Origin of the sequence: Longimicrobium sp., assembly GCA_036389795.1 — a bacterium.
Lineage (GTDB): Bacteria > Gemmatimonadota > Gemmatimonadetes > Longimicrobiales > Longimicrobiaceae > Longimicrobium.
The window spans coordinates 1-20,107 of the sequence record DASVWD010000224.1 but is presented as its reverse complement, the minus strand read 5'-3'; the positions used below and the strand labels follow the sequence as shown (position 1 = coordinate 20,107).

The following is a 20,107-nucleotide window of genomic DNA, read 5'->3' as shown; positions in this document are numbered from 1 at the left end:
CCCCCGCGCCGCCGCGGCACACCGCGCTTGACACGCGCCCCGCGCGCCCCGAGAGTTGGACCCATCCCCCGCGTGACGCACGAGACGCCCGCAGAGCCCCAGAGAGGCCGCCCCATGTACACGCCCGTCGTCGAAGACTACCTGAAGGCCGTCTGGACGCTCCAGCAGCAGGAGTCGCCCGTCTCCACCTCGCGCATCGCCGAGCGGCTGGGGCTCACCTCGGCCGCCGTCACCGCCATGATCAAGCGCCTGGCCGAGCAGAACCTGCTGCGCCACGAGCCCTACTACGGCGTGCGCCTCACCGCGGCCGGCGAGCTGGCGGCGCTCAGGATCATCCGCCGGCACCGGGTGCTGGAGCTGTTCCTGGTGGAGAAGCTGGGCTACGAGTGGGACCGCGTGCACGACGAGGCCGAGCGCCTGGAGCACGCCTCCAGCGACGAGCTGATCGAGCGCCTGGCCCGGCTCATGGGCGAGCCCGAGCGCGACCCGCACGGCGCCGCCATCCCCACCGCCACCGGCGAGGTGGACCGGCGGCAGTACCCCGCGCTCGGCGACCTGGAGCCGGGGCAGCCGCGGCGGGTGCTGGAGGTGGAGGTCGAAGAGCCCGAGCAGCTGCGCTACCTGGGCTCCATGAACCTCTATCCCGGCGCCGAGGTGGAGGTGATCAAGAAGTCGCCGTTCGAGGGCCCGATCTCGCTCTCGGTCAACGGCGAGCCGCAGGTGATCTCGCACTCGCTGGCCCAGCGCATCCGCGTGCGCCCTGACGCCGACCCGGGGCCGCTGTCCGACGCGCAGGCGAACTGAGGCCGGAGTGCGTTAGTCCTTAGTGCTTTAGTCCTGAGTGCTAAGTGCTAAGTGCTAAGGACTAAGGACTAAGGACTAAACACTAAGCACTTGCACTCAGGACTCAGCACTCAGCACTCAGCACTGGCGGGTTAGAGCGCACTGGCCGGCGATTTGCGCGGCGGGAGGGGGTGAAGCGACCACATATCACAACCGAGGACGGACCGGGGGCGGCGATGAGATTCCTCAAGGTGCTGGTGGGGGCGGCGGCGGTGGGAGCGATCGCGCTGGCCTTCCGCGACTTCGCCAACGAGCGGTGGCTGCAGCCGGCGCTCCCCGGCGGCGGCGAGTGGGACGAGGGCGGCGAGGACCGCCTCCTGGAGGTCGACGCGGAGGAGATGGAAGAGCCGGTGCTGGGCTACGACGGGATGGACCGCGACACCCTGGTGGCCTGGCTCGACGACGCCGACCTGGACGAGTCCACGCTCCTGCGCATCCGCCGCTACGAGCACGCCACCGAGAACCGCGAGCCCGTCCTCGACAAGGTCGACGACCTCCTCGCCGCCTTCGGCTGACCCGCGCGACTCGCCGCCGCAAACGATCAGGCCGTCACCGCGCGCCGGTGACGGCCTGACTTGCCTCCAGGGTCGGATCGACCTCAGTCGAGGAGCTCGAGCTCCTCTTCCGGAACCGCCATGTCGATGCGCGCCTCCTCGTACTCGTCGAGGGTGCGAATCTGCAGCAAGCGGCGGCCATTCACGCCGATGTGACCGCGATCCTCGATCACCTCGGCCTTGAACCCGCCCCACGGAGGCGTGGGCCAGAAGACCCGGTCTCCCACGTTGATCCTGTACGTCGGACAATGTCCGTTCTTCCTCGGAGTCATGGACGGTTTAACCCACGACCGTAAGGTGCTCCGCGGGAACCTCCATTTCGACGCGCGCTTCCTCGAGGTCGTCCTGCGTGAGGATCCCGAGGATGCGCCGGCCGTTGACGCCGATGTAGCCGCGGTCTTCGATGACCACAGCGTCGAAGGCAGCGTAAGGCGTACGATAGTGGACCCGATCACCTACCTTGATCTCGTCCCCAGGACGAGGCATCCCCTTCTTGGTAGCCATGTGACCTCCTACCATGGGCGCACTCCCGTGATCGACAGCAAATATAATCCCAGCACGCGGTCGAATTCCACGGCCAGGCTCTCGCACACCGAGCGCCACGCACGCACTTCGGAAAGCCTCAGAGTTTCCCGCCCGGCGAGCATTGGACTCGTGAAGTCCTGGTGAGCGATTGCGTTGCGCCAGCGGACCAGCTCATCCAGCTTCGCCTGACGTCCGCCGTTACGGCGATCACGACGAAGGACTTCATCCCAGAATCTGAATCCGAACCGCGCGAAGTCAGCCCCGATGTTTCCGGGGCTCGCATTCCCGACGCTCAACTTCCGTCCCACGATGATGGACGTGTTCAGCAGCATGGCCAAAGGCATGAACGCCGGTTGGCTGGTCAGGTGGTCGACGCCCTCCGTGTGCAGGTCCCGGCAGAACTTCTGGAACTGGGAGCACAGCAGCACCACGTACGCCTGGTTGATCTGCTGCGTGGCGTAGCGCCTGCCGCGCCCGGCGCCTCCGACCGCCGCGTGCGCCGCCTCCACCTCGTCCAGCGCCTGCCGGCCACGGGATTGCCAGACCTGCAGGGCGATGGAGGGCATCGATTGGGAGCGGGTTGCACAACGAGGGTGAGCATCGGAACGTAAAGGCGTTAACCAATCTAACCCGGCGAAGTGGACAAAGCAAACGGCGCCCGCGGGTCCTGCCGACCCGCGGGCGCCGCGTTCGATCCCGCAGCCGATCAGCCGCCCAGCTCCTCGCGGACGATGCGGTTGAGCTCCTTCCCGTCAAACTTCCCCTTCGCCTTCGGCATCACCTGCTTCATCACGCCGCCCACGTCCTTCGCGCCGCCGGCCACCGCCTCGCGCACCAGGGCGCGCACCTCGGCTTCGCTCAGCTGCGGCGGGAGGTAGGGCTGCAGGAGCGCGGCTTCCTGCTCCTCCTTCGCGGCCAGCTCCTCGCGCCCGCCGGCGCGCATCTGCTCGGCGGCCTCGCGGCGGCGCTTGATGGCGGTGGTGGCCACGCCGTGCACCTCCTCGTCGCCCAGCTCGTGGCCCACCTCGATCTCCTTGTTGCGGATCTCGGCCAGGAAGGTGGTGAGCAGCGTGGTGCGCAGCTTGTCGCGCTCGCGGCGCGCCGCGTTCAGGTCGTTGCGGACGGTGTCCTTCAGCGATTCCGCCATCGTCGTCCCCGGGCTTCGGTCACGTTCGGAGGCGGCGGAATCTACGCGAGCCGCCCCCCGATGCAACTCGCGGCCGGCGTCCGCCGGCCCCGTCCTGGTTCCACCGAAAGCGGAAGCCCCTCCTCCGCGCCGGGAGGAGGGGCTTCCACATGTCGATCGAAGCGAAGACCGGCTACCGCTCGTCGCCGTCGGCGTCGCGGCGGGGGCGCTCGCCGTGGGGCTTCACCGGCACGTCGGCGGCCTCGAGCAGCAGCTCGGTGCCGGGCTTCAGCCCCTCGCCCACGCGGGCGTCCGAGTTCATCGCCTGGGGCTGCTCGGCCACCGGGACGGCGTGCTTGCCGTACGGGTCCTGGTGGTCCAGCTCGTCCTCGCGGTAGCGCGTGTCCGCCGGCTCGGGCCCGGCGCGCGCGGACATCACCGGGTGCGAGTGCGCCAGGTCCTCGTCCTCGAACTGCGCCCGGTCGGACTGCTCCAGCGAGGTCTCGCGCAGGTGCTGCGAGTCGTCGGCGCGGCCGGGCTCGGTCTCGTGCCCCTGGCGGCGCCGGCCCATCCCTACCTGGCGGCCCGTCCACTCTCCTGCCATCCTGCCTCCTTCCGCGGATTCGGCGTCGTCGGCCCCCCGCCGGCGGCGGGAGCCCTCTTCCACGTCCATCCGGCTCACCACGGTCTCCACGCCCTCCACGCGCTGCGCCAGCCGCACCGCGCGCTCGGCCTCGTCGCCCGTGCGCACCGAGCCCGAGAGCTCAATGATGCCGCGGCTGATGGCGCCCACGTCGATGGCGCGCTCGGAGAGGATCTCGTCGCGCAGGAACGCGTCGAGCACGGCGTCTTCCAGGCGGGTGAGGTCGAGCTGCTCGCGCAGCTCGCGGCGCAGGCGCGCGGGGCGCAGGCTCCTGGCCACGCCGCGCGCGCGCTCCCGCAGGCGGGCGCCCATCTCGCGCACCTCGGGGTGCGCCTCGGCGCGCCCCGACAGCAGCATCCCCAGCGCCACGCCGCCCACCGCGCCCAGCGCGAAGACGAGCGCCTGCCCGCCCCGCCCGCCGTCCTCCTCCCTCCGCGAAGACCCCCGCATCGTCCCTCCTCCGGACGTGGTAAATCGAACGTCCCGTTGAATTAACGAGGGAGGTCCGGGGGTGCAAGTCGCGGGCCGCCCCTCGGCGCTGGAAATGACCGGGTGGCCAGAAAATTATCTCAATGAGAGCGTTGTGGAGGAGGATGCGTGGGTGCAGGGAGCCGGGGCGGATGAATCCGCGGCTCCGCGGCAACAACGGCGAGAAGCCTGCCTGCGCAGGCTGGGGCGGTGTGGAGATCGGGTTCGGCGCGGACAGCGGCGTTCGCATGCGAAGCGCGCGGGTTGGGAGCCCGCGCGCTTCGTGGAGGGCGGATCGACGCCGGTTTACGGCTTCGACTCCGGTGGGCGCTCGCCCTGGCCGCTCTGCTCGCGCTCCTTCTGGCGCTCGCGGTCGCGGCGCTCGCGGATGGCGCGGGTGCGCTCGCGGAAGTTGCGGTCGCGGTCGCCGGCCTCGGCCTGGCGCTGGATCTCGTCGCGCTGGCGGGCCTGGGCGCGCTCGCGGTTCTCGGTGTCGCGGTCCACGTGGATCGGCGGGGCGATGGGGACGGGGATGCGGCGACCGGCGATCACCGGGTAGCCGCCCTCGGCGATCCCCCACTCGCGGCCGTTCTTGTCCTTCGTGGTCCAGTTGCGCGCCCGCCGCATCCGCTCGCCCTCGTCGGCCACGCTGTCGTTGTACGTCTGGATTCGTCCCGCCAGGTCGCGCATGTAGCGCTCGTGCTCGGTCAGCTCGCGCTCGGGGACCGCCTCGGGGCGCACGATCAGCCGCCCGTCGCGGTAGCCGGGCCCCAGCCGCCCGCCCGCCGGGTTGTTCCCGATCTCGCCCCCCGCGCCCCCGCCCGCTCCCGGGGCGGCGGCGCCCGGGCGAGCCGCGCCTCCCGACGGCGCGGCCGGCGCGGCGGGGATGCCGCTGGGCACGCGGTCGGGGAAGCGCGGCACGCTGCCGACGCGCGCCACGGCCGAGTCCACCGCCGCGGCCGAGACCGCCTGCTCCGCCGCCGCGGCGCCCGGAGCCGACGCCGGCGCGGCCGCTCCCTCGCCCGCGCTCTCCGGCCACTCGCCGACGTCCAGGTACTGCACCAGCTCCAGCGTCCGCGGCTGCAGCGCGGGGTCGGTGCGCTCCCGGCGCGCGGGCGCCAGCAGGAACGCCAGCGCCAGCAGCAGGTGCAGCGCGACGGAGGCGAGCAGCGCGTTGCGGGTGGGGCGGCCGGTGGGGTCGCGGCGAGGCGAGCGGGTGAGCGGGGCGCGGGGGACGATGACGGATACGGCCACGCGGAGCTTCGCCTCGGGCGGCGGAGCCTCGGGAGCTGCGGGCGCGGTCAGCGTGGCGGGCGTCATAGGGTCGTTTCTACTCGCCCCCGCAGGTTCGGTTCCGGAAGGCGCTGCGGCTTAATGAGCCGGAGATGTGGCGGGAGGATGCGGAGCGAAGGACGAGCGTCGGCGCGGGGGCGGACGGCCCCCGCCCTGGCGCTCGAGGCGCCTGTCCCTCCCCCGAACTTCAGGGGAGGGACTTCGGCGCTTCGCGCAACGAAACCAGGCGCGGCACGAAGTGGGGTGCACGGTTGAAGCCTCGCGGGGTTTGCGAGGCTTTCCGTGGTTCCAGCGAGTGTCTTCAGGCACTCGTACGAGCGCGCCCGAAGCGGGTCAGAGCATGTGCGCGATGCGGGCGGCGGCCTGGCGGAGGCGGTCCTCCGAGCAGGTGAGCGCGATGCGGAAGAAGCCCTCGCCGCCCGCCCCGAGGCTCTTCCCGGGGAGCACGGCCACGCCCTGCTCCAGCAGTAGCCGCCGCGCCCACGGCTCGCTCTCCACGCCCTCCGGGAGCGGCACCCACAGGTACATGCTGGCGGCGGGCCTGGGGAGGTCGATGCCGGCGTCGGTGAGCGCCTGCCAGGCGGCGTCGCGGCGGCGCTGGAAGGTGGCCACGTTCTGCGGCACCCAGTCGGCGTGCGAGCGCAGCGCCGCCACCCCCGCGTGCTGGATGGCGAGCGGCACGCCCGTGTCGCAGAAGGTCTTCACCCTCACCACGGCCGAGACCAGGTCGGGGCTGCCCACCGCCCAGCCGATCCGCCACCCGGTCATGTTGTACGTCTTGGAGAGCGAGTGGAACTCGACCGCCACCTCGCGCGCGCCGGGGATCTCCAGGATCGACGGCGGGCGGTAGCCGTCGAAGGCGAGCTCGGAGTAGGCGTTGTCGTACGCCAGGATCACCCCGTGCTCGCGGCACCAGGCCACGGCCCGCTCCAGGTACTCGCGCGGGGCGCACGCCGCGGTGGGGTTGTTCGGGTAGTTGAGGTAGAGGATGCGCGCGCGGCGCACCACGTCAGCCGGCAGCTCGTCGAGGGGAACGAGGAAGTCGTGCTCGGGGCGCAGCGGCACTAGGTGCGGCACGCCGCCGGCCAGCACGGTGCCGCCCAGGTACGCCGCGTAGCCGGGGTCGGGGACGATGGCCGCGTCGCCGGGCTCCAGGAAGGCGAAGGGGAGGTGGTAGATCCCCTCCTTGGAGCCGATCAGGAGCCCCAGCTCGCGCATGGGGTCCACCTCCACGCCGAAGCGCGTCCCCATCCAGCGCGCGATCTCTTCGCGGAACTCCACCAGGCCCAGCTGGAAGGGGTAGCGCGAGTTGGCCGGGTCGCAGGCGGCCTGCTGCAGCGCGGCGACCACCGCGGGCGGGGGGGCCAGGTCGGCGTCGCCCGCGCCCAGGTCGATCACGTCGACGCCTCGCGCGCGCAGGTCGCGCTTGATGCCGGGGACGTCGGTGAGCGGGTACGGGGGCAGCGCCTGGATGCGGCGGTTCGGCGTCGGCATCGCGGTCGGCATCACGGTCGGCGTCACGGTCGTCGCGGTCATGAGGGCGCCGGGGTGGAGGCGGAGCCGCCGTGCGGCTCCTCGAAGAACATGCGCAGCGCCAGCAGGATCGCCCCCGCGGTGATCGCCACGTCGGCCACGTTGAACACGTACGGGAAGAAGCGGATCACGATGAAGTCGGTCACCGCGCCGTTCATCAGGCGGTCGCCCAGGTTCCCCACCGCCCCGGCGATCACCAGGCCGGCGGCCACGCGGGTGGCGGCGTCGCGCGTTTTGGCCAGGATCGTCCCCGCCACGGCGATGCCGGCCAGGCTGGCCAGCAGGAGCACCACCAGCTCCCAGCCGGCGGGCGCGGGGGGGCAGAACGAGAAGGCCACGCAGGGGTTGCGGCGGTGCGCCAGCCACACCCAGCCGTCCACCACCGGGTGCAGGCTGCCGATGTGGAAGTGGTTCTGCACCAGGAACTTGGTGATCCAGTCCGCGGCCACCACGGCGACGAGCGCCACGGCCAGGGGGCGACGCCGGTTCATTTTTGCGTAGTGCAGGGGGTCCCCCTCGAGTGCGAAGTGCGAAGTGCTTAGTCCTTAGTGTTTTAGTGCTTAGTGCCAGGGACTAAAACACTAAGGACTAACGCACTGCGGTTCCGGGCGTGTCCCTCCGCTGCGCTCCGGGCCGGGCTGCGCGCGCGGTAGGGCACGATACGACTGTGCCCAACCGCGCCGGGCCAGCGCCGCCACGATACCCCGTGTGGCGGCGCCGTCCCGGCCCTCCGGGCGCGCATCCCTCACGCGGGAGCGGCTGCGCCGCTCCTCATCCCGCCGAGCGCACCGGGTTGCGGATCGTGCCGACGCCGGGGATCTCGACCTCGACGACGTCGCCGTCCCGGAGCGGGCCGACGCCGGCCGGCGTCCCCGTGGCGATCACGTCCCCCGGCTCCAGCGTCATGATCCCCGAGATGTACGCGATGAGCGCGGGGACCGGGAACGTCATCTCCGACACGCGGCCGCGCTGGCGCTCCTCGCCGTTCACCCGGCAGACCACCTCCAGCGCGTCGCGGTCGATCCCGTCCAGCGGGACCATCGTTCCGAGCGGGCAGAAGGTGTCGAAGCCCTTCGCCCGCGTCCACTGGCCGTCCGTCTTCTGCAGGTCGCGCGCGGTGACGTCGTTGAGCGGCGCGATCCCGGCGACGTGGTCCCACGCCTCTTCGGCGCTCACGCGGCGGGCGCGGCGGCCGATCACCACCGCGATCTCCCCCTCGTGCTCCACGCGGCTCGACTCGGGCGGCAGGACGATCGGCTCGCCGCCCGCCAGCAGCGCCGAGGGCGGCTTCAGGAAGAGGAGCGGGCGCTCGGGGACCTCGTTCCCCAGCTCGCGCGCGTGCTCCACGTAGTTCCTGCCGACGCAGACGATCTTGGAGGGACGGGGCAGATCCACGGCTACGGACGGTCGAGATCTCGGTACGAAGCGGACCGGCCGGAAGTCCCGGCCGGTCCCGCGGCGACGCGCTTACCCCACAACCCGCGATTTGTGCGCGCTCACCCCGCCGCGCGCTGGCCCGACCACTCGCCGTAGAAGCGCAGCATCGCGTCCTTCACCACCCGCCAGGGGCCCTTCACCAGCGGGGCGGGGGGGAGCGAGTCGAGAAAATAGCGCCCGTAGCTCTTGCGGACGATCCTCCCGTCCAGGATCAGCACCGCCCCGTGGTCGTCGCGCGAGCGGATCAGCCGGCCGAAGCCCTGCTTGAGCCGGATCGCCGCGTGCGGGAGCATGTACGAGAGGAACGAGTTGCCCCCCGCCGCCTCGATCGCCTCGATGCGCGCCGCCGTCACCGGCTCGGTGGGCACCTTGAACGGCAGCTTGGGGATCACCAGCCCCCGCAGCGGCTGCCCGGGGACGTCCACCCCCTCCCAGAAGCTCGTGGTCCCCAGCAGGATCCCCCGCCCCGACGCGGCGAAGCGGGCCACCAGCTGCGCCCGGGGCGCCTCGCCGTGCACGAAGAGCGGCCAGTCGCGGTCCGCCCCGCGCCGGCGCAGCTCCGCGGCCACGTGCCGCAGCGCCCGGTAGCTGGTGAAGAGCACGAACAGGCCGCCGTCGCTGATCTTCGCGTGCTCGATGGTGGCGCGCACCGTGGCCTCGTCGTGCCGCGGGTCGTGCTCGCCGGCCGGCAGCGGCAGGTCCAGCGGCACCGCCAGCAGCGACTGGCGCCCGAAGTCGAACGGCGAGGGGTAGATCGCCTCCTCCACCCGCGTCTCCTCGGCGAAGGCGCTGGAGAGCCCCAGCCGCTGGCGGATGAAGCGGAAGTTCCCCTGCGTGGCCAGCGTGGCCGAGGTGAGGACGACGGTGGGCACCTGCTCGAAGAGCGACTCGCGCAGCACGGCCGAGAGGTCGAGCGGGGCCGCGTTCAGCGTCAGGTTCGCCTCGCGGTCGGCGCGCTCGGCCTGGCGCTCCATCCAGCGCACCAGCTGCAGGTCGTCGGGGCCCGGGCGCAGGGCGTTACGCAGCGCGTCGGAGGCGGCCTGCACGCGGTTGGCGCCGCCGCGTAGCTCCACCAGCTGCGGCTCCAGGTGGCGCTTGAGCTCCTCGTCCACCGTCACCCGCTCGCGCAGGAGCTCCATCCCCTCCAGCAGCCCGGCCAGGTTGTCCAGCAACCCGGTGAGCGCGTCGTCCAGCCCCAGCGGCCACACCGGGTGCGCCGAGAAACTGTCCTCCAGCCGGATCGTCTCCTCGCGCTCGCTGAAGACGTCGTTCAGGAAGCTGAAGACGCTCCCGGCGCGCTCGCGCGAGCGGTCGAGCGCGGGGAGGATGCGCTCGTCGATCACGTCCAGGGCGCTGCGCGCGATCAGGTCGTTGCGCACCGCCCTGAGCGCCCCCGCGAAGGTGGGGATCAGCCCCTTGCCGCGGTTCTCCAGCCGGCGCAGCGTCCGGAAGAGCCCGCGGCGGGACACGCGCGCGCCCAGGTGGCTGGTGGCGGCCTCCTCCAGGTTGTGCGCCTCGTCCAGGATCAGGCGGCGGTACTGCGGGAGCACGGCGGGGGCGGTGTAGTTCCCCAGCGCCCGGCGCACCGCCAGGTCCGAGAAGAGGAGGTGGTGGTTGACCACCAGCACGTCGGCCGCCGAAGCCTCGCGCCGGGCGCGCTGGTAGAAGCACTCCTCGAAGTGCGGGCACTTCATCCGCAGGCACACGTCGGTCTCCGAGGCCACCTCGTCCCACACCTCGCCCGAGGGGCGGAAGGAGAGGTCCGAGAGCGAGCCGTCCTTCGTCGTCTGGATCCAGTCGACGATCCCCTTGAGCTCCGCCTGCCTCGCCGTGTCGAAGAGCGAGGCGGCGCCGGCCTTGGCCTGCAGCGCGCGGCGGATGGAGACGTAGTTGGCGCGCCCCTTCACCAGCGCGTACTTGAACGGCTCGCCGAGGGCGCGGCGCAGCAGCGGCAGGTCCTTGTCGACCAGCTGCTCCTGCAGGTTGATGGTGTTGGTGGAGACGACGGTGCGCTCGCGGTTCATGAGCGCCCAGCGGATGGCGGGCAGCAGGTAGGCCACCGACTTCCCCGTCCCCGTCCCCGCCTCGGCCACGCCCACGCCGCCCTCGTTGAAGAGCCCGCCGATCATCCGCGCCAGCTCGCGCTGCTGGGGGCGGTCCTCGTAGCGGGGGTGGCGGAGCGCCAGGGGGCCGCCGGGGCCCAGGTCGGCGTCGAACGAGTCCAGGTCGATCGGCTCGACCCGCTCCTCGTCGGGCGGCTCGACCACCACGTACAGCTCGGCCGCGTCGTTGTCGGTGATGGCGAAGCCCAGCCCCTGCTCCCACAGCCGCTGCGCCACGGCGAAGTCGGCCTCGGAGGGCTCCAGCACGCCCGAGGGGTGGTTGTGCACCAGCAGCCCGCCGGCGTGCTCGCGGTCCCTGATCAGCGCCAGCACGGCCGAGGCGTGCCCGCGGGCCAGCGCGCGCGGCTCGTCGACCGTGCCGTCCTCGGCCACCCGGCAGACGAAGCACACCTCGTTGCCGCGCGCGCGCTGGATCTCGCGGCGGATGCGCTCGGCGGCGGCGGGGGCCAGGAAGAGGTCGACGGCGGACCGGGGAGAGGGGGGCGCCTTCATGCGCTGTAAGCTACAACGAAACGCGGCGCGCGCCTACGGGTCGGGGCGTGCGCCGATCGTCTGAGTGCGAAGTGCGAAGTGCGAAGTGCCCAGTGCCCAGTGCCCGGTGCGCGGCTCAGCCGATCTCGCGCGCCGGGTCGGACATCGCCAGCGCCTCGCGGAGCAGTTCCTCGTCGTCGCCCGCCACGGCGTCGATCTCCACGAAGCCGACGCGTACGGGCTCGTCCGGGTCTTCGGGGCAGCGGAAGCGCGCTGCGTAGATCCCGCGCTCGGTGGGCGCCGGGTGCCCGTACATCACCTCCACGAGCCACCCGCGCCCGCGCTCGTCCTGGAAGATGGCCTTGTCTTTCACCGAACTGCAATCCCACTCATTTGCGTCGCTTGTGTCGCAGCATGGATCGTCGCATGATCCTGCTACAGGAGCTTGGTCATGAAATCTATCAGCATCCGCGAGCTGGAGCGGTTCATCCGGCAAGTGCGCGCGCGACGTGCCGTCTCGCGTATCCGGAAGCGCGCCCGCCAAACCGGAACCGGCACGCTCAGCAGCGAAGAGATCGAGTCGGAGATCCGAGCGGCGCGTGCAGAGCGGACGCGCGAGGATCATCTCCGACCAACCCCTGCCAACCTTTAAGCTGACACGCCCGAGACGCGGTTCCGCCCCTCGCGCTTCGCCTCGTACAGCCGCGCGTCCGCCGCGGCGATCTGCGCTTCGGGTGAGTCGGCGTCATGGTTTCCCGCCAGCCCCATGCTGACGGTCACGCGCAGATCGGGGTGGATCGCGGACCAGTCGTGCGCTTCGACGGCGGCGCGGAGCTTCTCGCAGCAGCCGGCGGCCCTGTCGGGCGGGGTCTCCACCAGCAGCAGGACGAGCTCCTCGCCGCCGTAGCGGCCCACCACGTCCACGTGGCGCGTGCCCTCACGGAAGATGCGGCCCACCTCGCGCAGCACCGCGTCGCCCGCGGCGTGGCCGAAGCGGTCGTTGACCTGCTTGAAGTGGTCCAGGTCGGCCAGCGCCACGGTGAGGTCGTGGCCGAAGCGGCGGGCACGCTCCCACTCCAGCGCGAGCCGCTCGTCTACGTGGCGGCGGTTGAAGAGGCCGGTGAGCGCGTCAACGCGCGAGAGGCGGTCCAGCTCTTCGGCCTGCTCGCGGAGTTGTTCCAGCAGGCGCGTCTTCTCCTCGTTGCTCTCGCGCAGAATCCTGGCTTCGCGCTGCGTCCGCTCCACCTCGGCCCGCACCAGGATGCTCTGGATGCGCCTCTCGGACTGGATGCTGGAGATCTCGTCCTGGACCTCGCGGTGGCGCTTGAAGTGCTCCAGCGCCGCCGCGGCGTCGCCACGCCGCTCATGGAGTTCCGATAACTCGCGCTCCACTTCGGACTCGGGCGCGCGGGCCTGGATCTGCCTCGCCAGCTCGAGCGCGCGGAACAGGTGCTCGCGGGCACGCTCGTCGTCTCCGGCCGCGGCGAACGTCTGCCCCAGGCGGAGGAGCGCATCGGTCTCCTCCAGCTTCAGCCCGGTGGAGTGGCTGGCTTCCAGGGCCTTGCCCAGGTATGCGAGCGCCTGCGGCAGGTCGCCCTGCTTGCGGAAGGAGTCACCGAGGTTGCACAGCGCATCACACTCGGTGCGCCGCTCTCCGTTCCGGCGCGCATCGTCGAGCGCGGTCCGGTAGCAATCCAGCGCCCGGTCGTAATGGCCCTGCGCGTCCCAGGTCGCGCCGATGTTGGTCAGCAAGATCCCCTCGAGATGGAGATCTCCCAACTCGCGCTGAAGGGCCAGTGCCCGCTGGTAGTACGCCGTCGCTTCGCCGTATTCGCCCCGGCGAGCGTGGATGTTGCCGATGTTGTTCAGACACCTGGAGACGCCCTGCTCGTCGCCCAGTTCCTCCTTCATCGAAAGGCTCTGGTGGTAGTACTCCAGGGCCTGGGCGAACTCGTCGAGCCCGAAATATAGATTGCCCAGGAAATTGAGCGTGATGGACTCGCCCTGGCGATCTTCGGCCTCCCGCTGCAGCCGCAGCGCCTCGAGCAGCGGCGGCAGGGCGGCCAGGCTTTCGGAGAGGCGGACGCGCACGTCACCGATCCGGCTCAGCGCGCTTGCCTTCCCACTGAGGTCGCCGGTTTCCTCGAAGATGCGGGCTGCTTCTTCGAGGTCGGCGAGCGCGCCGCCGTGCTCCAGCAACAGGGTGCGGCAGGTGCCCCGACTGAGCAGCGCGTACCCGACGCCGCTCCAGTAGCCTTCCCGCTTGGCCAGTGCGAGGGCCTGCTCGGCCAGCCTGACACCTTCCTGTGCTTTGGTGAAGCGGGCGTTCCACGCTCGCCGCGCGAGCTCGTCGACGGCCGTGCGTGGATCAGGATGCTCCGTGAGGCCCTCGGCTCCCGCCTCGGAGTCGACTGTGGGATTCATTGTCGATTCAGGATGGTCACGGAATGAATGAAGGGACACGCTGTGTTCCGCTCACGCGCGGAACACCGAATCACTCGATGGAGAGCAGCCCGAACCCTCGTATGAAGGAGCGCCTTCAGCAGCAGATCCGGTTCCGTCCGCCGCGCTTCGCCTCGTAAAGCCGCGCGTCCGCCGCGGCGACCAGCGCTTCGGGCGATTCCACCGCGTGGTTGCCCGCCAAGCCCATGCTGACGGTCACACCTAGCTCGGGGTGGATCGCCGTCCAGTCGTGCAACTCGACGGCGGTGCGGAGCTTCTCGCAGCAGCCGGCGGCCTTCTCGGGCGGCGTCTCCACCAGCAGCAGGACGAGCTCCTCGCCGCCGTAGCGGCCCACCACGTCCACGTGGCGCGTGCCCTCGCGGAAGATGCGGCCCACCTCGCGCAGCACCGCGTCGCCCGCGGCGTGGCCGAAGCGGTCGTTGACCTGCTTGAAGTGGTCCAGGTCGGCCAGCGCCACGGTGAGGTCGCGGCCGAACCGGCGGGCCCGCTCCCACTCCAACGCGAGCCGCTCGTCGACGTGGCGTCGGTTGAAGAGTCCGGTGAGCGCGTCAACGCGCGAGAGGCGGTCCAGCTCCCCGGCCTGCTCGCGCAGCTGCGCCAGGAGGCGCGCCTTCTCCTCGTTGGCGGACGCGAGCGCGCGGTTGGCCCCGGTGAGCTCTTCGTTCTTGCCGCGCAGCAGCTCGGCCTCGCGCTGGGTGCGCTCGATCTCGGCCGCGGCCAGGATCCCCTGGATGCGCTTTTCCGACTCGGCGCTGAAGACCGCCTCCTCGGCCTCGTGGAACGCCTTGAAGTGCCGGAGCGCCTCGGCCAGCTCGCCGCGCGCCTCGTGCGCCTCCGAGAGCGCGCGGTGGGCCTCGTAGATCAGGCGCCGCGACCGCATCTCCTCCGCGGCCGCGAGCGCCTCGCGCAGCGACTCGATGGCCTGCGCTCCGTCACCCGTGCCGGTGAGGGTGCGGCCGATCCCGATCAGCACCTCGGCCTCCACCATCCGCGCCCCCGCGCCGCGCGCCACCTCCAGCGCGGCCCGGTAGCACTCCAGCGCCCGCCGCGGGTCGTCCAGCTTGCGGTGCACGTCGCCGAGGTCGCGCAGGGCGTCGGCCTCCACGAAGCGGTCGCCCACTTCGCGGGCCCGGTCGAGCGCGGCGTGGTAGAACTCGAGCGCCTGGTCGTACTCGCCCAGCGCCTCGTGGCCGGAGCCCACGTTCACCAGCGAGACGGCTTCGCCCTGCCGGTCCGCGGCGCCCCGCTTGAGCTCCAGCGCGCGCCGGTGGAACTCCAGCGCCTGGCGGTAGTCGCCGAGCTGCGCGTGGATGTTGCCCACGTTGTTGACGCACTGCGACAGCCCGCGCAGGTCGCCGATCTCCTCCTTGATGCGCGCGGACTGCTGGTAGTGCTCCAGGGCGCGCGCGTACTCACCGATGTGGTAGTGGACGTTGCCGATGAAGTTGAGCGAGTCGGACTCGCCGGCGCGGTCGCCCGCCGCGCGCTGCGCCTGGAGCGCCTCGAGGTGGAGGCGCAGCGCCGCCGGGTAGTCGGCCTGGCGCCAGGCGGTGTTGCCCAGCCAGTTGAGCGCCGAGGCCCGCCCCCGCTCGTCGCCGGCTTCCGCGAACAGCCGCCGCGCCTCCTCCAGGTCGGCGGTGGCGGCGTCGAGCTCGAAGCGGAGGCAGCGGGCCACTCCGGAGGCGCGCAGGGCGCAGGCGACGCCCCGCGCGTACCCGGCGGCCTCGGCCGCCGCACGCGACTCGCCGGCCAGCCGCACCGCCTCGGCCGCGTCGGCGTAGCGCAGCTCGTACGCCCGCTCGTTCAGCGCGTCGACCGCCGCGCGCGCGTCCTCGCCCCCGCGCTGGCGGAGGCGGGGACGGTGTCGGGCGCGGCGACGGGGTTCGGCATCGGACGTGGTCTCGAAGGATCGTGGATGGGGCGCGGCGGGCGGTCGGAAGATCTTCGCGGGGTAGAGATCCCGCAAGGAAGCACAGGGTCGTCACGAAGACCGTGGGGATTCGGATCGTGTCGGCGGGCATTCGTGCGCGGGAGCAACCCACCAGCGGCCTCGGCTGGAATCCCCCGGGTCGCTACCGCTCCCTCGGGATCGCATCGCGCGGGGTGATCCAGCCGAGATCGTCACGCAGGCTTGCGCCAGACGGCGGACCAGCGCCAGACCAAGTGCTCCCGGACGTCGGCGCCGGGCAGTTCCGCGGCGCAGAGGGCGCGCACCTCCGCCATCCGCGGGTACGTCTCGCCGCGGCCGTGCGCGTTCCACGCGGCGCGCAGCTCGGCGGGGAGGAGCAGCCTGCCGCGCCGGACCCGCCGCATCCTTCTTACGAGCGCCGCCAGCACGTTCGCCGGGAGGCCGCGGACACCGGGGCGGTGGAGCAGGTCGAGGAGGAGGAGCGTGCCGCCGGGACGGAGCGCGCGCTTCATCTTCCGCACGGCGTCGGCCACCGGGAGATGGTGGAGCGTGGCGATGGAGGCCACGCAGTCGAACGCCTCCGCCGGCGCCTCCCACGCCAGCCAGTCGGCCACGCGGAACTCGACGTTGCCGAGCCCGGCCGAGCGCTCGCGGGCGATGCGGATCATCTCCGGCGAGAGGTCGACGCCCAGGACGGAATCCGCGCGCTCCGCCAGCCGCCGCGTGACGCCGCCCGCCCCGCAGCCGACCTCGAGCGCGGCGCCGCACGGCCGCGGGACGTGGCGGAGGAGGACGTCGTGGTAGAGGTCGTCCTCGAAGTCCGCCCCGCGCGCCCGCTCGGTCGCGAGCGCGATGCGGTCGAAGTCGGCCCGCACGGCGGCGGGAGGGCGGAGGTCGGCGGACATGGACTGGCTCCCGGCCCAGGGCGGATGAATCCGCGGCAACAACTGCAGGAAGCCTCGCGAACCGCGTAAGGCTGTGGGGCGAGCTTCCGGGTATCGGGCCAGGATCGGTGCGGGGTCGGCACGGTCGAGGCAGGCCTCGACCCTACGTGGCTTCCGCAGCCTCCTGGGCGATGCGGTAGGCGTCGTTGCGGGAGATGCCGAGGCGGCGGCGCAGCTCCCTGGCCACGGCGCTGGGGGACTGGCCCTGCGCCAGGAGCGCCTTCGCCAGCGACTCGGCGGCGAGCGCGTCCACCTCGCCCTCGGCCTGGACGTCTTTGGATCGCCCCTCGACTACCACGACGATCTCGCCCAGCACCTCGCCCGCGCCGAAGCGCTCGGCGCCCTCGGCCAGCGTGCCGCGGAAGAACTCCTCGTGCAGCTTGGTCAGCTCGCGCGCGACGGCCACGCGGCGCGAGGGGCCGCACGCTTCCGCCAGGTCCGCCAGCAGCTTCCCCACGCGGTTGGGCGACTCGTAGAGGACGGCGGCGCGCGGGCTGGCGGCGACCTCTTCCAGCAGCTCGGCGCGCTCGGGGCCCTTGCGCGGGGGGAAGCCCAGGAAGGTGAAGGTGTCGGCCGCGATCCCCGACCCCACCAGCGCCGCCAGCAGCGCCGACGCGCCGGGGATGGGCACTACCTCGAACCCCGCGTCCACGACCTCGCGGACGATGCGCGCGCCGGGGTCGGAAAGCAGCGGCGTCCCCGCGTCGGAGACGAGCGCCACCCGCTTCCCCTCGCGCAGCATCTCCACCACCAGCGCCGCGCGGGCCGCCTCGTTGTGCTCGTGCGCGGAGACCAGGCGCGTGCCGATCCCGAAGTGGCGCAGCAGGATGGAGGTGCGCCGCGTGTCCTCGGCCAGCACCACGTCCGCCGCGCGCAGCGTCTCCAGCGCGCGGTGGGTGACGTCGCCCAGGTTGCCGATCGGGGTGCTGACGACGAAGAGCGCCACGGGCGGGGTCAGTCAGGTCCGGGGAAGAAGTATCAAGTGCTTAGTCCTTAGTGCTTAGTCCTTAGTGTTTTAGATGACGCGTGCGGACGAGGCTGGCACCGGGTACTAAGGACTAAAACACTAAGCACTAACGCACTTCACAGCGCCAGCGCCCACGGCAGCCGCTGGAAGAAGCCGGCCTCGGAGAGGACGAAGCGGCTGTCGCGCGCCGTCTTCTCGATCACCGCGCCCGGGTCCACCCCGTGGTGGTCCGACGCGGCGATCAGCACCTCGGTGAGCCACGCCGCCACCCCCGCGGTCAGGACGTCGGGGCTCGCGACCGGGTCTCCCGAGATGCGCCCCTCGTCGGTCACCTGGAAGGCCGCCACCGCCGGGTGCTCCAGCGCCGCCAGCGACTGCCCGCGGCGCAGCAGCCCGAGCGCCGTCTCGCGCCCCATCGCCTGCGACAGCTCGCGCAGCGTCCCGCCCACGATGCGGCGGTAGAGGTCCACGAAGCCCGGACCCGCCTGCACCGGCATCTCCTCGCAGGCGGGGAAGGGGGTCGCCCGCAGCCGCGGGCCCGCCGCCTCGAACACCGAGCGCACGAAGTCGCCCAGCGGCACCCCCGGGTCGCGCTCGGTGAACCACCCCTCGCGGAAGGCGCCGTCCTCGAAGCGCACGTAGTGGAAGCGCCGCCCGTCGCTCACCTCCAGCACCCCCGTGAAGCGCCGGTCGCGCAGGTGGGGGAAGAGCTGGTCGGGGCGCGCGGTGTCGATCGGGTCGTCCCACACCACCGGCGGGTTCAGCAGCGTGGCCAGCATGGCCTGCAGCAGCCCCTCGGGCGCGCCGTAGTAGCCGATCTGCCCGCCCTCGCCGCGCTCGCTCTCCGTCCCCGCCACGCGCAGCACCTCGGCCAGCGCCACCGGCCCGCGCGAGTCGGGCTGCAGCCGCGCCGCGTTGAAGGGCTCGCCGCCGCGCAGGAACACCAGGTAGCAGCGCTCGCCCAGCTGGATCGAGACGTAGCCGGGGACGCGCGCGGCCCGGTCGCGCTTGCCGTCGCTCAGGATGCCGGGGAGGTTGGCGTAGCACAGCTTGGTCCGCGGCAGGAACGCGGCCTCGTGCGGGAACTGGTACATTATCGGGTGGGACGGTGGGAGGGGCGGCGCCGGCGCTGGCGCAAGCCGGCTACACGAAGCGTGCCCGCGGCGCAAGACGTTTCCCGCCACGGGCTTTCCCCGCCGCGCGGACGCGGACCGGTCCGGCAGAGCGCGGAATCCCGCGCAAAACACGGGAGCCGGAGGAGGCCGTCCGGGCCCCCTCCGGCTCCGCGAGCGGCTTCAGGCCGCGCCGTTCAGGTGCTGCTTGATCTTGCTCTCCAGGGCGGGCCGCGGCACGGCGCCGATCACCTGGTCCACCACCTGGCCGTCCTTGAAGAAGAGGACGGTGGGGATGGAGCGCACGCCGTACTGCGAGGCCGTGCGCTGGTTGCTGTCCACGTCGAGCTTGCCGACCGTGATCTTGCCGGCGTACTCGTCGGCGAGCTGCTCCACGATCGGCGCGATCATCCGGCAGGGGCCGCACCACACGGCCCAGAAGTCGATCATCGACAGCCCCGCGCCGCCGGTGACCTCCTTGAAGTTGTCGTCGGTGACGGTGATCACCTTGTCGCTGTCCGCCATCTCGTTCCTTCCTTGCTAGAAGAACGGTAGCCGGACCCGCGGCCGCGGGCTAGCTTCCTCCGGCCACCCTGGACTGTAGACTCTCCCAAACTGCCTTCCCGAGGAGACGGATGACCGAGCGGGCGCTGGACCACGTCGGCATCGCCGTGCACTCGCTGGACGAGTCGCTCCCCACCTTCGAATCTATCACGGGTGGGAAGGGGTACGGCCGCGAGCGCGTCGAGCAGCAGGGCGTCGAAGTCGTCTTCGTCGGCCGTGGCCCGGGCCGCCTGGAGCTGCTGGCCCCCACCCGCGACGACTCCGCCGTGGCGAAGTTCCTCGCGAAGCGCGGGGCGGGGATGCACCATCTGTGCTACCGCGTCGGCGACCTGCGCGCCGAGCTGGCCCGCTGGCGCGCCGCCGGCGCCCGGCTGATCGACGAGGAGCCCCGCCCCGGCGCCGCCGGCCACATGGTGGCCTTCCTCCACCCGAAGAGCACCGGCGGCGTCCTGATCGAGCTCCTCGAGCACCGGGACTGAAGTGCTGAGTCCTTAGTCCTTAGTCCTAAGTGCTTGGTAGGAGTGCAAAAGGCGGCCGTCCGCCACTAACGCACTAAGGACTAAGCACTTAGCACTGCCGTTACTGCGTCCGCGTGACCCGCTCCAGGTCGATCTGCTCCACGTACCAGCGGTCGCCGCCCTTGACCACCACGAAGGGGACGTCGCGCGCCTGGCCGCGCTGGGTGACCTGCACGGTGAGCTGCACCGCCTCGCCGATGCGGCCGGGGATCGGCTGCTCGCCGCGGATCACGAAGCGCTGGTTCTCGAGGATGCTGGCGATGGCGTACATGCGGCGCTGCACCTCGGGCTGCGGGTCCCGCTGGCTGATGGGCCCCTGGCTGGTGCCGAAGATGTTGCCCATCTGCACGTAGTTCTTCTCGGCCACCAGCCGCATGAAGCGCTCGACGGTGGCGGCGGGCGCCGCGCCGCCCGGCTGACCGGGCGCGCTGCCGCGGCCCTGGGCGGCCCCGGTGCAGGCCGCGGACAACAGCAATACGGGGACGAGCGAAAGGATTCGCCAGGAGCGCAACGGGACCTCCGGAGGATGTAGGTGGGAGAGCCGGCGGACCGCCGGTGCCCGAATCGTAAGCCCCGGCGGCGGTTGGGTCAAGCGGGAGAGTGCGAAGTGCGAG

Annotated in this window: 21 protein-coding genes; 3 read left to right on the top strand and 18 right to left on the bottom strand. The window is 71.9% G+C overall.

The features are described from left to right. Positions 1-114: 114 nt before the first annotated feature. Together VF746_26505 and VF746_26500 are read left to right on the top strand one after the other, a co-directional pair. Entirely contained in the window at positions 115-804 is a 690-nt protein-coding gene (locus VF746_26505; protein ID HEX8695995.1) for a metal-dependent transcriptional regulator, read from the top strand. 215 nt (positions 805-1,019) lie between these two features. Next, positions 1,020-1,358, top strand: a complete 339-nt coding sequence (locus VF746_26500) for a hypothetical protein (GenBank protein ID HEX8695994.1) — start codon at positions 1,020-1,022, stop codon at positions 1,356-1,358. Positions 1,359-1,441: 83 nt separating this feature from the next. On the opposite strand, the gene VF746_26495 is transcribed toward VF746_26500, so the two are convergent. From VF746_26495 to trxA, 17 genes are all read right to left on the bottom strand, one after another. After that, positions 1,442-1,624: a hypothetical protein gene (locus VF746_26495; GenBank protein ID HEX8695993.1), complete on the bottom strand. Its 183-nt coding sequence runs from the start codon at positions 1,622-1,624 to the stop codon at positions 1,442-1,444. A gap of 52 nt (positions 1,625-1,676) precedes the next feature. After that, a complete protein-coding gene (locus tag VF746_26490) occupies positions 1,677-1,901 on the bottom strand; it encodes a hypothetical protein (protein ID HEX8695992.1) in 225 nt (74 codons plus the stop codon). Positions 1,902-1,909: 8 nt separating this feature from the next. Further along, on the bottom strand, positions 1,910-2,488 hold the full coding sequence (locus VF746_26485; GenBank protein HEX8695991.1) for a hypothetical protein: 579 nt from the start codon (positions 2,486-2,488) through the stop codon (positions 1,910-1,912). A gap of 140 nt (positions 2,489-2,628) precedes the next feature. Continuing rightward, positions 2,629-3,069, bottom strand: a complete 441-nt coding sequence (locus VF746_26480) for a GatB/YqeY domain-containing protein (protein ID HEX8695990.1) — start codon at positions 3,067-3,069, stop codon at positions 2,629-2,631. 172 nt (positions 3,070-3,241) lie between these two features. After that, positions 3,242-4,141, bottom strand: a complete 900-nt coding sequence (locus VF746_26475) for a BON domain-containing protein (GenBank protein HEX8695989.1) — start codon at positions 4,139-4,141, stop codon at positions 3,242-3,244. Between the two features lie 324 nt (positions 4,142-4,465). Continuing rightward, positions 4,466-5,479, bottom strand: coding sequence for a hypothetical protein (locus VF746_26470; protein ID HEX8695988.1), 1,014 nt, complete (start codon positions 5,477-5,479; stop codon positions 4,466-4,468). Between the two features lie 306 nt (positions 5,480-5,785). Further along, entirely contained in the window at positions 5,786-6,988 is a 1,203-nt protein-coding gene (locus tag VF746_26465) for an aminotransferase class I/II-fold pyridoxal phosphate-dependent enzyme (protein HEX8695987.1), read from the bottom strand. Beyond that, positions 6,985-7,476, bottom strand: a complete 492-nt coding sequence (gene lspA, locus VF746_26460; protein ID HEX8695986.1) for a signal peptidase II — start codon at positions 7,474-7,476, stop codon at positions 6,985-6,987. The genes VF746_26465 and lspA overlap by 4 nt, the downstream gene beginning before the upstream one ends. A 280-nt stretch (positions 7,477-7,756) precedes the next feature. Then, positions 7,757-8,380, bottom strand: a complete 624-nt coding sequence (locus VF746_26455) for a fumarylacetoacetate hydrolase family protein (protein HEX8695985.1) — start codon at positions 8,378-8,380, stop codon at positions 7,757-7,759. A gap of 101 nt (positions 8,381-8,481) precedes the next feature. After that, complete coding sequence (locus VF746_26450; protein HEX8695984.1) at positions 8,482-11,037, bottom strand: helicase C-terminal domain-containing protein; 2,556 nt, start codon at positions 11,035-11,037, stop codon at positions 8,482-8,484. A 115-nt stretch (positions 11,038-11,152) separates the two neighbouring features. Then, on the bottom strand, positions 11,153-11,389 hold the full coding sequence (locus tag VF746_26445) for a hypothetical protein (GenBank protein ID HEX8695983.1): 237 nt from the start codon (positions 11,387-11,389) through the stop codon (positions 11,153-11,155). Between the two features lie 275 nt (positions 11,390-11,664). Then, the gene (locus VF746_26440; GenBank protein ID HEX8695982.1) at positions 11,665-13,440 is read right to left on the bottom strand and encodes a diguanylate cyclase; all 1,776 of its coding nucleotides are present in this window, start codon (positions 13,438-13,440) and stop codon (positions 11,665-11,667) included. 115 nt (positions 13,441-13,555) lie between these two features. Then, positions 13,556-15,445, bottom strand: a complete 1,890-nt coding sequence (locus VF746_26435) for a tetratricopeptide repeat protein (GenBank protein ID HEX8695981.1) — start codon at positions 15,443-15,445, stop codon at positions 13,556-13,558. 155 nt (positions 15,446-15,600) lie between these two features. Beyond that, entirely contained in the window at positions 15,601-16,293 is a 693-nt protein-coding gene (locus VF746_26430; GenBank protein HEX8695980.1) for a class I SAM-dependent methyltransferase, read from the bottom strand. Positions 16,294-16,435: 142 nt separating this feature from the next. Further along, positions 16,436-17,278: a 16S rRNA (cytidine(1402)-2'-O)-methyltransferase gene (gene rsmI, locus VF746_26425; protein HEX8695979.1), complete on the bottom strand. Its 843-nt coding sequence runs from the start codon at positions 17,276-17,278 to the stop codon at positions 16,436-16,438. A gap of 137 nt (positions 17,279-17,415) precedes the next feature. After that, on the bottom strand, positions 17,416-18,393 hold the full coding sequence (locus tag VF746_26420) for a hypothetical protein (protein ID HEX8695978.1): 978 nt from the start codon (positions 18,391-18,393) through the stop codon (positions 17,416-17,418). Positions 18,394-18,594: 201 nt separating this feature from the next. Next, positions 18,595-18,936 carry a thioredoxin gene (trxA, locus tag VF746_26415; GenBank protein HEX8695977.1) on the bottom strand — a complete coding sequence of 114 codons (342 nt, stop codon included), beginning with the start codon at positions 18,934-18,936 and terminating at the stop codon, positions 18,595-18,597. A 110-nt stretch (positions 18,937-19,046) separates the two neighbouring features. On the opposite strand from trxA, the gene mce reads away from it, so the two are divergent. Next, complete coding sequence (gene mce, locus VF746_26410) at positions 19,047-19,454, top strand: methylmalonyl-CoA epimerase (protein ID HEX8695976.1); 408 nt, start codon at positions 19,047-19,049, stop codon at positions 19,452-19,454. Positions 19,455-19,554: 100 nt separating this feature from the next. On the opposite strand, the gene VF746_26405 is transcribed toward mce, so the two are convergent. Then, positions 19,555-19,962, bottom strand: a complete 408-nt coding sequence (locus VF746_26405; GenBank protein HEX8695975.1) for a hypothetical protein — start codon at positions 19,960-19,962, stop codon at positions 19,555-19,557. Between the last annotated feature and the right edge of the window lie 145 nt (positions 19,963-20,107).

Excerpts from the sequence above, each read along its gene's own strand:
- VF746_26505 (HEX8695995.1), top strand. The coding sequence starts at position 115 with ATGTACACGCCCGTCGTCGAAGACTACCTGAAGGCCGTCTGGACGCTC.
- VF746_26500 (HEX8695994.1), top strand. The coding sequence starts at position 1,020 with ATGAGATTCCTCAAGGTGCTGGTGGGGGCGGCGGCGGTGGGAGCGATC.
- VF746_26490 (HEX8695992.1), bottom strand. The coding sequence starts at position 1,901 with ATGGCTACCAAGAAGGGGATGCCTCGTCCTGGGGACGAGATCAAGGTA.
- VF746_26485 (HEX8695991.1), bottom strand. The coding sequence starts at position 2,488 with ATGCCCTCCATCGCCCTGCAGGTCTGGCAATCCCGTGGCCGGCAGGCG.
- VF746_26480 (HEX8695990.1), bottom strand. The coding sequence starts at position 3,069 with ATGGCGGAATCGCTGAAGGACACCGTCCGCAACGACCTGAACGCGGCG.
- VF746_26475 (HEX8695989.1), bottom strand. The coding sequence starts at position 4,141 with ATGCGGGGGTCTTCGCGGAGGGAGGAGGACGGCGGGCGGGGCGGGCAG.
- VF746_26470 (HEX8695988.1), bottom strand. The coding sequence starts at position 5,479 with ATGACGCCCGCCACGCTGACCGCGCCCGCAGCTCCCGAGGCTCCGCCG.
- VF746_26465 (HEX8695987.1), bottom strand. The coding sequence starts at position 6,988 with ATGACCGCGACGACCGTGACGCCGACCGTGATGCCGACCGCGATGCCG.
- lspA (HEX8695986.1), bottom strand. The coding sequence starts at position 7,476 with ATGAACCGGCGTCGCCCCCTGGCCGTGGCGCTCGTCGCCGTGGTGGCC.
- VF746_26450 (HEX8695984.1), bottom strand. The coding sequence starts at position 11,037 with ATGAAGGCGCCCCCCTCTCCCCGGTCCGCCGTCGACCTCTTCCTGGCC.
- VF746_26440 (HEX8695982.1), bottom strand. The coding sequence starts at position 13,440 with ATGAATCCCACAGTCGACTCCGAGGCGGGAGCCGAGGGCCTCACGGAG.
- VF746_26430 (HEX8695980.1), bottom strand. The coding sequence starts at position 16,293 with ATGTCCGCCGACCTCCGCCCTCCCGCCGCCGTGCGGGCCGACTTCGAC.
- VF746_26420 (HEX8695978.1), bottom strand. The coding sequence starts at position 18,393 with ATGTACCAGTTCCCGCACGAGGCCGCGTTCCTGCCGCGGACCAAGCTG.
- trxA (HEX8695977.1), bottom strand. The coding sequence starts at position 18,936 with ATGGCGGACAGCGACAAGGTGATCACCGTCACCGACGACAACTTCAAG.
- mce (HEX8695976.1), top strand. The coding sequence starts at position 19,047 with ATGACCGAGCGGGCGCTGGACCACGTCGGCATCGCCGTGCACTCGCTG.